16 protein-coding genes, 1 tRNA gene, 2 pseudogenes and 1 other annotated feature are annotated in these 15373 nt (G+C 38.5%); all 19 genes and pseudogenes read left to right on the forward strand.

The features are described from left to right. Positions 1-210: 210 nt before the first annotated feature. The 19 genes and pseudogenes from ACTO1Y_RS08000 (at position 211) to ACTO1Y_RS08090 (ending at position 15326) form a co-directional block, all read left to right on the forward strand. A complete protein-coding gene (locus ACTO1Y_RS08000) occupies positions 211-1062 on the forward strand; it encodes a hypothetical protein (RefSeq protein WP_373113789.1) in 852 nt (283 codons plus the stop codon). 114 nt (positions 1063-1176) lie between these two features. Then, positions 1177-2274 (forward strand): UDP-galactopyranose mutase, encoded by a 1098-nt coding sequence (glf, locus tag ACTO1Y_RS08005; RefSeq protein WP_441348869.1) that lies wholly within the window; start codon positions 1177-1179, stop codon positions 2272-2274. A 15-nt stretch (positions 2275-2289) separates the two neighbouring features. After that, positions 2290-3345 carry a galactofuranosyltransferase gene (locus ACTO1Y_RS08010; RefSeq protein ID WP_441348870.1) on the forward strand — a complete coding sequence of 352 codons (1056 nt, stop codon included), beginning with the start codon at positions 2290-2292 and terminating at the stop codon, positions 3343-3345. Between the two features lie 384 nt (positions 3346-3729). Further along, a pseudogene (gene ftsA, locus ACTO1Y_RS08015) lies at positions 3730-4921 on the forward strand (cell division protein FtsA); the annotation flags it as partial. After that, positions 4897-5097 carry a cell division protein FtsA C-terminal domain-containing protein gene (locus ACTO1Y_RS08020; RefSeq protein WP_441348881.1) on the forward strand — a complete coding sequence of 67 codons (201 nt, stop codon included), beginning with the start codon at positions 4897-4899 and terminating at the stop codon, positions 5095-5097. The pseudogene ftsA and the gene ACTO1Y_RS08020, both read left to right, overlap by 25 nt. A gap of 16 nt (positions 5098-5113) precedes the next feature. Next, positions 5114-6367, forward strand: a complete 1254-nt coding sequence (gene ftsZ, locus ACTO1Y_RS08025) for a cell division protein FtsZ (RefSeq protein ID WP_441348871.1) — start codon at positions 5114-5116, stop codon at positions 6365-6367. 5 nt (positions 6368-6372) lie between these two features. Beyond that, a complete protein-coding gene (locus ACTO1Y_RS08030; protein WP_441348872.1) occupies positions 6373-7044 on the forward strand; it encodes a YggS family pyridoxal phosphate-dependent enzyme in 672 nt (223 codons plus the stop codon). A gap of 9 nt (positions 7045-7053) precedes the next feature. Further along, positions 7054-7602 (forward strand): cell division protein SepF, encoded by a 549-nt coding sequence (locus ACTO1Y_RS08035; protein WP_441348873.1) that lies wholly within the window; start codon positions 7054-7056, stop codon positions 7600-7602. Continuing rightward, positions 7602-7862, forward strand: a complete 261-nt coding sequence (locus ACTO1Y_RS08040; protein WP_441348874.1) for a YggT family protein — start codon at positions 7602-7604, stop codon at positions 7860-7862. Before ACTO1Y_RS08035 ends, ACTO1Y_RS08040 begins: the two co-directional genes overlap by 1 nt. Continuing rightward, positions 7859-8644 carry an RNA-binding protein gene (locus tag ACTO1Y_RS08045; RefSeq protein ID WP_441348875.1) on the forward strand — a complete coding sequence of 262 codons (786 nt, stop codon included), beginning with the start codon at positions 7859-7861 and terminating at the stop codon, positions 8642-8644. Before ACTO1Y_RS08040 ends, ACTO1Y_RS08045 begins: the two co-directional genes overlap by 4 nt. Positions 8645-8652: 8 nt before the next feature. Beyond that, positions 8653-8913 carry a DivIVA domain-containing protein gene (locus ACTO1Y_RS08050; RefSeq protein WP_441348876.1) on the forward strand — a complete coding sequence of 87 codons (261 nt, stop codon included), beginning with the start codon at positions 8653-8655 and terminating at the stop codon, positions 8911-8913. A 16-nt stretch (positions 8914-8929) separates the two neighbouring features. Continuing rightward, a pseudogene (locus tag ACTO1Y_RS08055) lies at positions 8930-9598 on the forward strand (DivIVA domain-containing protein); the annotation flags it as partial. Between the two features lie 155 nt (positions 9599-9753). Continuing rightward, positions 9754-9965: a binding site (T-box leader), on the forward strand. 46 nt (positions 9966-10011) lie between these two features. Next, positions 10012-12804 (forward strand): isoleucine--tRNA ligase, encoded by a 2793-nt coding sequence (gene ileS / locus ACTO1Y_RS08060; protein ID WP_441348877.1) that lies wholly within the window; start codon positions 10012-10014, stop codon positions 12802-12804. 101 nt (positions 12805-12905) lie between these two features. Beyond that, positions 12906-13274, forward strand: coding sequence for a hypothetical protein (locus ACTO1Y_RS08065; RefSeq protein ID WP_006149702.1), 369 nt, complete (start codon positions 12906-12908; stop codon positions 13272-13274). A 133-nt stretch (positions 13275-13407) separates the two neighbouring features. Beyond that, entirely contained in the window at positions 13408-14100 is a 693-nt protein-coding gene (locus ACTO1Y_RS08070) for a phosphoglycerate mutase (protein ID WP_006149717.1), read from the forward strand. 122 nt (positions 14101-14222) lie between these two features. Then, a complete protein-coding gene (rpmG, locus tag ACTO1Y_RS08075) occupies positions 14223-14375 on the forward strand; it encodes a 50S ribosomal protein L33 (RefSeq protein WP_001809375.1) in 153 nt (50 codons plus the stop codon). A gap of 9 nt (positions 14376-14384) precedes the next feature. Next, positions 14385-14561, forward strand: a complete 177-nt coding sequence (secE, locus tag ACTO1Y_RS08080) for a preprotein translocase subunit SecE (protein WP_004254104.1) — start codon at positions 14385-14387, stop codon at positions 14559-14561. A 49-nt stretch (positions 14562-14610) separates the two neighbouring features. Next, entirely contained in the window at positions 14611-15147 is a 537-nt protein-coding gene (gene nusG / locus ACTO1Y_RS08085; RefSeq protein ID WP_006149705.1) for a transcription termination/antitermination protein NusG, read from the forward strand. A 107-nt stretch (positions 15148-15254) separates the two neighbouring features. After that, positions 15255-15326, forward strand: a tRNA-Glu gene (locus tag ACTO1Y_RS08090). Positions 15327-15373 lie beyond the last annotated feature (47 nt).

The following is a 15373-nucleotide window of genomic DNA, read 5'->3' on the forward strand; positions in this document are numbered from 1 at the left end:
GATAGGACTTTTTTTCAAGTTAAAGTAAATTTCCTATTTATAGTTGTATTGCTTTTAGGACTTCGTTTTTTGTATAAGATGCGGGTCTCATACAAATATCTAATACTTTCTATTCTATTGTTGCTTTCGGGGGGATTAGTGTATTTTCAAACGAACAGACTTAATTTTCTAGTCTATTCGATGCTACTAGTCCTCTTGGTTAATGTAGATATGAAAGTAGTTTTGAGGAACTATGTAGTTGTAGCTGGTATTCTCGTAGTTGGTGTTTTTCTTTTATCGCTGATTGGCATGATTCCTAACCTGCAATATAATCGTGCGGGAGTTATTCGAAATTCATTTGGTTTTATCTATCCTACGGACTTTGCATCGCATTGCTTCTATCTATTTTTGGCAATTTCATATCTTCTAAAAGATAAATTTATTTGGACCAGATCCTTGTTTGGAGTCTTGCTATCAGCTTTCATTATAAAATACTGTGATGCACGTTTAAATGCTTTGTCAATTTTGTTAGCGACAGTTATTTTCATTTATTTTTATTACAGCAATGGGAAAAAAATAAAAATATTTGCCTTGCTACCTTATTCGGCTGTTGTATTCGCATCAGTTGTTACCTATTTTTCATACAAGTTTTCATGGTCTAATCCATTTTTGGTATCGATAAATAAATTAATTACCGGAAGGCTAGCTCTAGGTAGGAATGCATTTGATACGTTTGGAGTGCATCTATTTGGGACAAGAAACGTTCAATTTATAGGTTCGGGTGGTAAAACAGAATCTGTAATAGGGTATAACTATGTTGATTCTTCATATGTGCAGATGTTGTTTACATATGGAATAGTGCCTGTAGTACTATTACTAATAATTTATGTTGTCGCCTCAAGGAAACAGTATAAGGATGGTCAATATTTATTAGTTGCGATTTTATCATTGATTGCTTTTAACTGTATGATTGAAGCCTTCTGGTTTGTTCCTACATATAATATATTCATGTTTTTACTATTTACAACAAATACCTTTAGCGAAAAAGAATCAAATGATAGTGTTACATTAAATATAACCTAGCTTCAGCATTAATTTTTAGATAGGTATGATAGACGATATGTGGCCTTCTAGGGAAATGTTGACTCTGAGTCAGCATTGATAAGAAATTGTAGAATTCATTAACGGAGTTTTAAAATGTATGATTATTTAATTGTTGGTGCAGGTTTGTCTGGGGCAATCTTCGCACACGAAGCAACGAAACGTGGTAAAAAAGTAAAAGTGATTGACAAGCGGGATCACATCGGTGGTAATATCTACTGTGAAAATATTGAAGGTATCAACGTTCACAAGTACGGTGCCCACATTTTCCATACGTCCAACAAAAAAGTATGGGACTATGTCAACCAGTTCGCTGAATTTAACAACTATATCAACTCACCAGTAGCTAACTACAAGGGCAATCTTTACAATCTTCCCTTCAACATGAATACTTTTTATGCTATGTGGGGAACCAAGACTCCTCAAGAAGTCAAGGATAAGATTGCTGAGCAGACAGCTGACATGAAAGACGTTGAGCCTAAGAACTTGGAAGAACAAGCTATCAAGTTGATTGGCCCAGATATCTATGAAAAGTTGATTAAGGGCTATACCGAAAAACAATGGGGCCGTTCTGCTACAGATCTTCCACCATTTATTATCAAACGTCTACCAGTTCGTTTGACCTTTGATAACAACTACTTTAATGACCGTTACCAAGGAATTCCAATCGGTGGTTACAACGTCATCATTGAAAATATGTTGGGCGATGTAGAAGTAGAACTTGGCGTTGATTTCTTTGCCAATCGTGAAGAGCTGGAAGCTTCAGCTGAAAAAGTTGTCTTTACAGGGATGATTGACCAGTACTTTGATTACAAACATGGGGAATTGGAATATCGTAGTCTTCGTTTTGAACATGAAATCTTGGATGAGGAAAACCATCAAGGAAATGCCGTAATCAACTACACAGAGCGTGAAATTCCTTATACACGGATCATTGAGCATAAGCATTTCGAGTATGGTACCCAACCTAAGACAGTTATCACACGTGAATACCCAGCTGATTGGAAACGTGGAGATGAACCCTACTACCCAATCAACGATGAAAAGAACAACGCTATGTTTGCTAAGTATCAAGAAGAAGCTGATAAGGATGACAAGGTTATCTTCTGCGGACGGCTAGCAGATTACAAATACTACGACATGCATGTGGTTATTGAGCGTGCTCTTGAAGTCGTAGCAAATGAATTTGATTGAAAGAAATAGTGATTCATGAAGTATTTTCTAAAAGAAGAGTTTTTAAAAGATTCTGGTGCTCGAAACGCTGGAAATAAGGCCAGAAATGATGTCGAGGAGATTGTCAAACGAGAAGGCTATCAACCCTTGTTGTTAACAGTTGAGGATTGGTATCAAATGGGAACCGTTAAAGCCCAACGACACAAGGCAAAAGCTCTAGCTCAAGCTTTTTCTCAGTTGAAATCAGGGGATCAATTATTAATTCAATTCCCCATGCTCCATCATAGTTTTTTCACCACTCGGTTGGTAAGAAAAATCCAGCGAAGAGGGGTACAAGTCTATTTTATTATCCATGATTTGGAAGCTTTGCGCTATGCTAATCTGGATACAGTACCTTTGAAACATAAGATTCGAGTTCATCTTCAAGAATCAAGTCTATTGAAGGTAGCTGATGGAGTGATTGCTCATAATCCGATTATGAAATCAGTATTGGTGGAGAAGGGGATCCCAGATCACAAACTAGTTAGTTTAGAAATTTTTGACTACCTCATTCCGAATTACCAAGAGAAAGATGGTCTATCAAAGGGTCAACCAATCATTGTAGCAGGGAATTTAGCCCAAGAAAAAGCAGGTTACCTGTATCAATTGCCTGCTAGACCGGCCTACAATCTCTATGGTGTCGGCTTTGATGAGAAAAGAGCCCTTGCCAACGAGACCTATTTTGGCTCCTTCCTGCCTGATGAGCTTCCTGCAGCTCTAGAAGGTGGTTTTGGACTTGTTTGGGATGGTGACAGTGCTCAGACGTGTAGTGGTGTTTTTGGGGAGTATCTTCGCTATAACAACTCTCATAAGGCTTCCCTTTACTTGGCATCAGGCTTCCCACTTGTTGTTTGGAAACAGTCAGCCTTGTCTCGCTTTGTTCTTGAGAATGGATGTGGGATTGCAGTAGAGTCGCTTCATGACTTGAAGGCAACAATTGATTATCTTTCAGATGAGGATTACCAAGACTTGGTTGAAAAAACTAAATATATTGGTAAAAAAATACGGGATGGCTTTTTCCTCACTAATGCTCTAAATAAATTATCGAAATAAGAGGTCAGTAACGACCTCTTTTTTATTAAAAAAATCGAACATAATATACAGTTTTTTTACAAAGGACTTAAACATCAATTCCTATTACAAAAATGAATGATTCATGAATGAATTTGGATAAAATTTCTATGGGAAAACAGTTGATTTTCAGAATAATTTTCAGTATTTTTAATAGTTTTACACTATTTTTTGACAAAAAATATAAAATTTAGCACTTGTAATGGAATATTAAAATAAATTTAATGAAAAACCTTCGATAAAATCATAAAAAAATGGCCACGAATCAGATTTTTGTGATATAATATTCTGTGAATAGCTATGCCTTCTTGTAGCTGTTAAAAAAATCAAAGTGTGAAACTTGGAAGATAGAGAGGACGCAATGTAATGACTAGAAATGGTTTCTTTACAGGCTTAGATATTGGAACGAGCTCAATTAAAGTGTTAGTTGCTGAGCTTGTAGATGGTGAAGTAAATGTAATCGGTGTTAGCAACGCCAAAAGTAAAGGTGTCAAGGATGGAATTATCGTTGACATTGAAGCCGCAGCGACGGCTATCAAATCTGCTATTTCTCAAGCAGAAGAAAAAGCAGGGATTTCAATCAAGTCTGTAAACGTTGGACTTCCAGCGAACTTGTTGCAGGTTGAACCAACTCAAGGAATGATTCCTGTAACGTCAGACACAAAAGAAATTACAGATCAAGACGTTGAAAATGTTGTTAAATCTGCTTTGACAAAGAGCATGACACCTGATCGTGAAGTGATTACGTTTGTGCCAGAAGAATTTGTAGTAGATGGTTTCCAAGGTATTCGTGACCCACGTGGTATGATGGGTGTTCGTTTGGAAATGCGTGGGCTACTCTACACAGGTCCTAGAACTATTTTGCACAACCTTCGTAAGACTGTTGAACGTGTTGGTGTTCAAGTTGATAACGTGATTATTTCACCACTTGCTATTGTTCAATCTGTTCTGAATGAAGGTGAACGTGAATTTGGAGCGACTGTTATCGATATGGGTGGTGGCCAAACAAGTGTTGCAACCATCCGTAACCAAGAGCTTCAATACACAAATGTTTACCAAGAAGGTGGCGATTACGTCACAAAAGACATTTCAAAAGTTCTTAAAACTTCTAAGAAGATCGCAGAAGGCTTGAAACTTAACTATGGTGAAGCTTACCCGCAACTTGCAAGCAAAGAGACTTTCCAAGTTGAAGTTATTGGGGAAGTAGAACCTGTTGAGGTTACTGAAGAGTACTTGTCTCAAATCATTTCAGCTAGATTGAAACACATCTTTGAACAAATTAAACAAGATTTGGAAAGAAGACATTTGCTAGACTTGCCGGGCGGTATTGCTCTGATTGGTGGAAATGCTATTCTACCAGGTGTTGTTGAGCTTGCCCAAGAAGTGCTTGGAGTGCGTGTGAAACTATACGTACCAAACCAAGTAGGTATCCGCAATCCAGCATTTGCCCATGTGATTAGTCTGTCTGAATACGCTGGAAGTCTTACAGAAGTGAATGTTTTGGCTCAACGAGCTATCAGAGGAGATCAAGTTTTGCGTCAACAACCAATTGACTTCAGAACTCCAAGCCAGGAAAAACCTGCAACTTCTCAACGTTCAGTATTTGGAACAACTTCAACTGAATCAGCTGAATCAACTTATTCGACTGACTCAACAACTCCAAATCAATCAGAAGAAAAGCCGAAATTGACTGAACGATTCCGTAGTTTGATCGGAAGCATGTTTGATGAATAGGATAGAGGAATAAAATATGACATTTTCATTTGATACAGCAGCAGCACAAGGTGCAGTAATTAAAGTAATTGGTGTCGGTGGTGGCGGAGGGAACGCCATTAACCGCATGGTTGACGAAGGCGTTTCAGGTGTTGAGTTCATCGCAGCCAACACAGATGTACAAGCTTTGAGCAGTACAAAAGCTGAAACAGTTATCCAGCTTGGCCCTAAATTAACTCGTGGACTTGGTGCTGGAGGACAACCTGAAGTTGGTCGCAAGGCTGCTGAAGAAAGCGAAGAAGTAATCACTGAAGCAATCAGTGGTGCAGATATGGTCTTCATCACTGCTGGTATGGGTGGTGGTTCTGGTACAGGTGCTGCACCAGTTATCGCTCGTATCGCTAAAGGTTTAGGCGCTTTGACTGTTGGTGTGGTAACACGTCCATTCGGTTTTGAAGGAAGTAAACGTGGTCAATTCGCAGTTGAAGGTATTAACGAACTTCGCGAACATGTTGATACTCTTTTGATTATCTCAAACAACAACTTATTAGAAATCGTTGATAAGAAAACTCCACTTCTTGAAGCTTTGTCTGAAGCAGATAACGTTCTTCGCCAAGGTGTTCAAGGGATTACAGATTTGATTACAAATCCTGGTTTGATCAACTTGGACTTTGCAGACGTGAAGACAGTAATGGCAAACAAAGGGAATGCCCTCATGGGTATCGGTATCGGTAGTGGAGAAGAGCGTGTTATTGAAGCGGCTCGTAAAGCTATCTACTCACCACTCCTTGAAACAACAATCGATGGAGCAGAAGACGTTATCGTTAACGTAACTGGTGGTTTGGATATGACCTTGATTGAAGCTGAAGAAGCTTCAGAAATAGTTAACCAAGCTGCTGGACACGGTGTAAACATCTGGCTCGGTACTTCTATTGATGAATCAATGAAAGATGAAATCCGTGTAACTGTTGTTGCAACTGGAGTTCGTCAAGATGCAGTCGAAAAAGTTGTAGCGCCACAACCAAGACAAGCGTCATTCCGTGAACCAGTAAAATCTGGACATACACACACTTATGACCGTCATTTTGATTTGGCAGAAACAGCTGAACTTCCAACTCCTTCACAACGTCACACTGAAGCGCCTAAAGCATCAGCTTTTGGTAACTGGGACTTGAGACGTGATTCAATTGTTCGTCAAGGTGAATCAGTCGTATCTCCAGTTGAGCGTTTTGAAGCACCAGCTTCTGACGAAGATGAGTTGGAAACACCACCATTCTTTAAAAACCGTTAATAGAGATGGATTTAAAAGAAAATACAAATCAGGTATTTCAACAGGTTACAAAAGCAATTCAAGAAACCGGCCGTGAAGACGGTTCGGTTTCTGTAATTGCCGTAACAAAATATGTTGATATTGCAACTGCAGCAAATTTGATTGACCAAGGAGTCAAACACATCGGTGAAAACCGTGTTGACAAATTTCTTGAAAAGTATCATGCTTTAAGTGATAAAGATGTTACTTGGCACTTGATTGGTAGCTTACAAAGAAGAAAAGTGAAAGATATTATTCCTTATGTTGATTATTTTCACGCTTTAGATTCTTTGAAATTAGCTCAAGAGATTCAAAAACGTGCCAATCGTAAGGTTAAATGTTTTTTGCAGGTCAATATTTCTGGAGAAGAAAGCAAGCATGGTTTTTCGAAAGAAGAACTTTTGGCGGTCTTGCCAGACTTGTCAAGCTTGGATCAAATAGAGTATGTTGGTCTTATGACTATGGCTCCATTTGAAGCTGAAACAGAAGAGTTGCAAAAAATCTTTAAAGAAACGCAAGAGTTGCAACAATATATTCGTGAACAACAACTCCCCAATATGCCAATGACAGAATTAAGTATGGGAATGAGTCGTGACTATAAAGAAGCGATTCAGTGTGGCTCGACTTATGTTCGAATTGGTACAGCATTTTTTAAATAGGAAATAATCATGTCATTAAAAGATAAATTTGATAAATTTATAGATTACTTTACAGAAGATGGAGATGAAGTTGCTTCAGATGTTGTAGCTGCACGTTCTGAACGTCCACTAGCTTCAGTTCCTCCAAAGAGAGAATTACCACAGCAAGCTGCTGCTCAAGAATCTTCTCCAGTTGAAGCTAAAGAAAAAAACATTACAAAACTTCATGCTCGTCAACAACAACTAGCAATTGAAAGTCATCGTAGCACTGAAAAAGTAACCATCGATGTTCGTTATCCACGTCGTTACGAAGATGCAACAGATATTGTTGATTTGTTGGCTGGTAACGAGAGTATTTTGATTGACTTCCAATATATGACAGAGGTTCAAGCGCGTCGTTGCTTGGATTACTTGGATGGGGCACGTCATGTTCTTGCTGGTGAGTTAAGAAAAGTTGCGCATACAATGTACCTTTTGACACCTGTAGGTGTTGTGGTAAATATTGAAGATATTCGTTTACCGGAAGAAACTCAAAGTGAAGAGTACGACTTTGACATGAAGAGAAATAGAGTACGTTAATGTTTCTAATAATTCGTTTTATCCAAAATGCTACAGATATCTATTCAATGATACTTGTAGCTTTTGCGCTATTATCATGGTTTCCAAATGCCTACGACACTCAGTTGGGAAAATTTTTGGAGACCTTGTGTAAACCAATTCTGGAACCCTTGAAACGTCTACCGCTGCAAATTGCAGGCTTGGATTTCTCAGTTTGGATAGCTCTAATTATCTTGCGCATGATAAGTCGCTATCTCATCAATTTGTTGGTAGTTTTATGAGTAAAGAACTTTACCAACATTTCGCAACAGAAGATATCCCATTCATTGACAAGGGGCTAGAGTGGTTAAGACAGGTAGAAGAGCATTACGCACCGATTTTAACGCCGTTTATAAATCCTCATCAAGTTTTTATTTTAGAAACACTGGGAAATAATAGGGGAGTCAAGACTTTTACTAGTACTAGCCAAATTCCCTCAGAGTATGCAAGGGTGATACTTGCACCGGATTATTTTACGCCAACCTTGGAAGATTTCGAAATGGCCTTGCTTGAGATTGATTATCCCAGCAAGTTTCAACAACTAACCCATTCAAAAATTCTGGGAACGGTTCTCAATCGTCTGGGTATTGACCGTAAGTTGTTCGGTGATATCATAGTGACTGAAGAAAAGGCTCAGATTATTGTGGATCAGAGATTTATTACTTTGTTCCAGGATGGGATTCAAAAAATTTCCAAGTTACCTGTAAGATTAGAGGAACGTCCTTTTTCAGATATAATAGAATCAAAAAACGAATATCAAGAAAAGGAAATACTAGTTTCAAGTTTTCGTCTAGATACTTTCTTATCAAGTATATTGAAATTATCTCGTTCACAAACTTTAGCTCTAGTTGAAAAGAAGTTGGTTCAAGTCAATTATCATATAGTTGAAAAATCTGACTATCAAGTAAAAGTTGGGGATTTGATAAGTGTCAGACGGTTTGGCCGAATCATCTTGCTTAAAGAAAACGGTCAAACGAAGAAAGATAAGAAAAAATTAACAGTTCAGCTACTATTAAGTAAGTGAGAAAAAATATGTCGATTACACCACAAGATATTGTTGATAAAGCTTTCTCAACAAAATTCCGAGGCTACGATAAGGAAGAAGTTGACGAATTTTTAGATAAAATTTATATTGATTACGAGGAATTAACCCGTTACAAGGATGAGACGGAACGTTATATTAAACGATTAGAAGAACGTCTGACCTATTATACGAATGATATTCCTAAGAGAACAGTAACAAACGACCAAGAGCAAGAACCAGAAGCAATGAATGATTCTATTTTTTATTAAGTAAGTGAGGAAAAATATGCCAATTACATCGTTAGAAATTAAGGACAAAACCTTTGGTGTTCAGTTTAGAGGTTTTAATCGTGAAGAAGTTGATGAATTTTTAGATATTGTTGTTCGTGACTATGAAGATTTGGTTCGTAGCAATCATGAAAAAGATCAACATATTAAAAATTTAGAAGATCGTCTATCATATTTTGATGAAATCAAAGATTCATTGAGCCAGTCAGTTTTAATCGCTCAAGATACAGCTGAGCGTGTAAAACAAGCAGCCAACGATCGTTCTCACAACATTATTCAACAAGCTGAACAAGATGCACAACGTTTACTTGATGAAGCTAAGTACAAAGCAAATGAAATCTTGCGACAAGCAACTGATAATGCTAAGAAAGTTGCTGTGGAAACTGAAGAGTTGAAGAATAAGAGTCGTGTCTTCCACCAACGCTTGAAATCAACTATCGAAAGCCAATTGGCCATTGTTGATTCATCTGAGTGGGAAGAGATTTTACGTCCAACTGCAACTTATCTTCAAACGAGTGACGAAGCATTCAAGGAAGTTGTTGAAGAAGTATTAGGTGAAGCAACATCTTCATTTCATGAAGAAGACCCAATTGACATGACTCGTCAATTCTCTCCTGAAGAAGTTGCAGAATTTCAAGCACGTATTGAAGCAGCTAATAAGGAATTATTAGAAGCTCAACAAGCTACTGCAAGTCAAGATGTTGAAGAGACAACTGAACCTGAAGTTGAAGTTCAGCCAGTTGTTGAAACTCCTGTTGAGCCAGCACATGAGGAAGGACCTCAAGATGATGCTAATACTCAACAAGAGTCAGTTCTAATTTTATAAGATTTTAGTAGAGAACAAGGATTTATCAAATATATTTCTAGCGAGTAGGAGATGGTGGAAGTCCTACAATCCCTGTTGGTAAATTTATCCTCTCTTAGTATCAAGTCTGAAATGAGTAAGACTTGACGTTACCCACGTTACGGGAAAAGAGGGAAAAAGGCAAGGTCTTTTTCCGAACAAAGGTGGTACCACGATTTTCGTCCTTTTTGCGAGTCGTGGTTTTTATTTTTTCAATTTACATTAAAGGAGTAATAATGAAACTAAAAGAAACCCTTAATCTTGGAAAAACAGAATTTCCAATGCGTGCCGGTCTTCCAACCAAAGAGCCAGTTTGGCAAAAAGAATGGGAAGATGCAAAATTGTATCAACGCCGTCAAGAGTTAAATGAAGGGAAACCTCATTTCACTCTTCATGATGGACCTCCATACGCTAACGGAAACATCCACGTAGGACATGCCATGAACAAGATTTCAAAAGATATCATTGTTCGCTCTAAGTCTATGTCAGGATTCTACGCACCATATATTCCAGGTTGGGATACACACGGTTTACCAATCGAGCAAGTTTTGGCTAAACAAGGTGTCAAACGTAAAGAAATGGACTTGGTTGAATACTTGAAACTTTGCCGTGAATACGCTCTTTCTCAAGTAGATAAACAACGTGAAGACTTTAAACGCTTAGGTGTTTCAGGTGATTGGGATCATCCATATGTAACCTTGACTCCTGACTATGAAGCAGCTCAAATCCGTGTCTTTGGTGAAATGGCTAATAAAGGCTATATCTACCGTGGGGCTAAGCCAGTTTACTGGTCATGGTCTTCTGAATCAGCCCTAGCTGAAGCGGAAATTGAATACCATGACTTGGTTTCTACATCACTCTACTATGCCAACAAGGTTAAAGATGGTAAGGGTGTTCTAGATGCAGATACCTACATTGTTGTTTGGACAACAACTCCGTTCACCATCACGGCTTCTCGTGGTTTGACGGTTGGTGCGGATATTGATTACGTCTTGGTGCAACCAGCTGGCGAATCTCGTAAGTTTGTGGTTGCTTCAGAATTGTTGAACAGTTTGTCTGAGAAATTCGGTTGGTCTGATGTTCAAGTTTTGGCTACTTACCGTGGTTCAGAATTGAACCAAATTGTGACAGAGCACCCATGGGATACAGCAGTAGATGAACTCGTTATCCTTGGTGACCACGTTACAACAGATTCTGGTACTGGTATCGTCCATACAGCCCCTGGTTTTGGTGAGGATGACTACAATGTCGGTGTTGCCAATGGTCTTGAAGTTGCTGTAACTGTCAACGAACGCGGTATCATGATGGCTAATGCTGGCGCTGAGTTTGAAGGTCAATTTTATGACAAGGTTGTGCCAACAGTTATTGAAAAACTTGGTGATTTGCTTCTTGCTCAAGAAGAAATCTCTCACTCCTACCCATTTGACTGGCGTACGAAAAAACCAATTATCTGGCGTGCAGTACCTCAATGGTTTGCTTCTGTATCTAAATTCCGCCAAGAAATCTTGGACGAAATTGAAAAAGTCAAGTTCCACTCAGAGTGGGGTAAAGTCCGTCTTTACAATATGATTCGTGATCGTGGTGACTGGGTGATTTCTCGCCAACGTGCTTGGGGTGTGCCTCTTCCAATCTTCTATGCAGAAGACGGAACACCAATCATGACAGCTGAAACCATCGAGCATGTAGCTCAACTCTTTGAAGAACATGGTTCAATCATCTGGTGGCAGCGTGAAGCGAAAGACCTCTTGCCAGAAGGATTCACCCATCCAGGTTCACCAAATGGCGAGTTCAAGAAAGAAACGGATATCATGGACGTTTGGTTCGACTCAGGTTCATCATGGAATGGTGTCGTGGTTAACCGTCCAGAACTCAAATATCCAGCAGATCTTTATCTTGAAGGTTCAGACCAATACCGTGGTTGGTTCAACTCATCACTCATCACCTCTGTAGCTAACCATGGTGTCGCACCATACAAACAAATCTTGTCTCAAGGGTTTGCCCTTGACGGTAAAGGTGAGAAGATGTCTAAATCTCTTGGAAATACCATTGCCCCAAGTGACGTTGAAAAACAATTTGGTGCGGAAATCCTGCGTCTCTGGGTAACAAGTGTAGACTCAAGCAATGATGTGCGTATCTCTATGGATATCTTGAGCCAAGTCTCTGAGACTTACCGTAAGATTCGTAACACGCTTCGTTTCTTGATTGCTAATACTTCTGACTTTAACCCAGCTGAGGATGCAGTTGCTTATGACGAACTTCGTTCCGTAGACAAGTACATGACGATTCGCTTTAACCAACTTGTTAAGACTATTCGTGATGCTTATGCTAATTTTGAATTCTTGACCATTTACAAAGCGCTAGTAAACTTTATCAATGTTGACTTGTCAGCCTTCTACCTTGATTTCGCCAAAGACGTTGTTTACATCGAAGGTGCAAAATCACTTGAACGCCGTCAAATGCAAACAGTCTTCTATGATATTTTGGTGAAAATCACTAAACTCTTGACACCAATCCTTCCTCACACTGCCGAAGAAATATGGTCTTACCTTGAGTTTGAAGCAGAAGACTTCGTTCAATTGTCAGAATTGCCAGAAGCAGAAACGTTTGCCAACCAAGAAGAAATCTTGGATACTTGGTCAGCCTTCATGGATTTCCGTGGTCAAGCTCAAAAGGCCTTGGAAAAAGCACGTAATGAAAAAGTAATCGGTAAATCTCTTGAAGCTCACTTGACAGTTTATCCAAATGAAGTTGTGAAAACCCTTCTTGGAGCTGTTGATAGCAATGTTGCTCAACTTTTGATTGTGTCAGAATTGACCATTGCAGAAGGAGAAGCTCCTGAAGGTGCTATCAGTTTTGAAGATGTGGCCTTTACAGTAGAACGTGCAGCTGGTGAAGTTTGTGACCGTTGCCGTCGCATCGATCCAACAACGGCTGAACGCCACTACCACGCAACCATCTGTGATCACTGTGCAAGCATCGTCGAAGAGAACTTTGCAGACGCAGTAGCAGAGGGCTTTGAAGCAAAATAATTTAACAAAAATACAGGAGTTACTCCTGTATTTTTTTAAAAATTAAAAACTTTAATAAAAATATGGTATAATATACTTTATTAAAATAAAAGGAGACATTTATGAAGACAAAAACACTTGCACAAGTAGATGGATTCATTGGTATCATTGCAGGAGCTGTTTTAGCTTTCTTACCATTTTTTATTATTTTTCTTGCAGCTATTTCTGAGGATGAAGATGTTGCGGGGCTTGTATTGGGAATCATTTTCATCGTTTTCTCTTTGGTAAAAATTGCAACCCTCATTCTTGGAATCCTAACGCTTGTCTACTATAAGGATGACAAACGTATTTCACTAGCACCGTCAATTCTATTTATTGTTGGTTCTGTTGTTGCACTGATCCCATTCTTTGGATGGATTGGAGGAATTGTCCTCGTAATTGGTGGAGCTTTGTATCTAGCAAGCTTGAAACAATTTAAAATTGAAGGATAAATGATTATCTAAGAGAAGAGTTGAAGCGCTCTTCTCTTTTTCGTTGATTTTAACTAGCTTTTTTGTGAAAAATTTTGTAAAATAGAATAGATAAACGAGGGGAACCTCGAAAAATAAAAGGAGAATCCAACTAATGGTAAAATTGGTTTTCGCTCGCCACGGTGAGTCTGAATGGAACAAAGCTAACCTTTTCACAGGTTGGGCTGACGTAGATCTTTCTGAAAAAGGTACTCAACAAGCTATCGACGCTGGTAAATTGATCAAAGAAGCTGGTATCGAATTTGACCAAGCATACACTTCAGTATTGAAACGTGCGATCAAAACAACTAACTTGGCTCTTGAAGCATCTGACCAACTTTGGGTTCCAGTTGAAAAATCATGGCGCTTGAACGAACGTCACTATGGTGGTTTGACTGGTAAAAACAAAGCAGAAGCTGCTGAACAATTTGGTGATGAACAAGTTCACATCTGGCGTCGTTCATACGATGTACTGCCTCCAGCAATGCCTCGCGATGATAAGTACTCAGCTCACACTGACCGTCGTTATGCTTCACTTGATGACTCAGTAATTCCAGATGCTGAAAACTTGAAAGTTACTTTGGAACGTGCCCTTCCATTCTGGGAAGATAAAATCGCTCCAGCTCTTAAAGACGGTAAAAACGTATTCGTAGGAGCACACGGTAACTCAATCCGTGCTCTTGTAAAACACATCAAACAATTGTCAGACGACGAAATCATGGATGTGGAAATTCCTAACTTCCCACCATTGGTATTCGAATTTGACGAAAAATTGAACGTTGTAAAAGAATACTATCTTGGTAAATAATGTAAAATAGAGTCTAGGATTAATCCTAGGCTTTTTTATTTTTGAAAATAGGAAAAACTGATAATATAATTTAACTTGTCAAAGACAGGGATTCTTGTTATAATAGTTAGGATGGAGGCGCTATGGCACTTAAAAAAGCAAGTCTAGCCTGTGCGGTTTGTGGTTCGAGAAACTACTCAATTAAAATTAGTGGGAATCCAAAACCGACTCGCTTAGAAGTAAATAAATTTTGTAAACATTGTGGTAAATACACAACACATAGAGAAACGAGATAGGAGATAAAAATGGGTTTTATTAAGGATATCTTTACTCTTCTTAAAGATACAACTTGGCCAACTCGAAAACAAAGTTGGGTAGATTTTAAATCTATCATGGAATACACTGCCTTCTTTGTAGTTATTATTTATATTTTTGACCAATTAATCGTTAGCGGATTAATTCGATTCATTAATATTTTTTAAAATAGAACAAATTCACTGAAAGAAGTTTACTGTTAAGAAAGGAAAAAAGATGGATAGTTTTGACAAAGGATGGTTTGTCCTACAAACATATTCTGGTTATGAAAATAAAGTAAAAGAAAATCTCTTGCAACGTGCACAGACATACAATATGTTGGATAACATCTTGCGTGTTGAAATCCCAACTCAAACTGTACAAGTTGAAAAAAATGGGAAGAAAAAAGAAGTTGAAGAAAATCGTTTCCCAGGTTATGTTCTTGTAGAGATGGTTATGACAGATGAAGCTTGGTTTGTAGTGCGTAACACACCAAACGTTACTGGATTTGTTGGGTCACACGGTAACAGATCTAAACCAACTCCACTATTGGAACAAGAAATCAGAGATATCTTGGTATCAATGGGACAAACTGTACAAGAATTCAATATCAATGTTGAAGTAGGTCAAACTGTCCGTATTATCGATGGTGCCTTTGCTGATTACACAGGAAAAATTACTGAAATTGATAATAACAAAGTGAAGATGATTATTTCAATGTTTGGTAATGATACAGTAGCAGAAGTAAACTTGAATCAAATTGCTGAATTGTGATTGCCGACATTCTATTTGTAGCTATTGACTCTAGTCAACTAATTTTTTATAAAACCAGTTGACAAGCGTCAAAAAGTAGGTATAATAGAAAGAGTTGACAAGCTCAGGGTCCGTTGGTCAAGGGGTTAAGACACCGCCTTTTCACGGCGGTAACACGGGTTCGAATCCCGTACGGACTATGGGTGTATCGCGGTTAAGGTTGATAGGATTTTAAAAAAGTTAAAAA

Origin of the sequence: Streptococcus sp. V728, assembly GCF_052077995.1 — a bacterium.
GTDB lineage: Bacteria > Bacillota > Bacilli > Lactobacillales > Streptococcaceae > Streptococcus > Streptococcus infantis_B.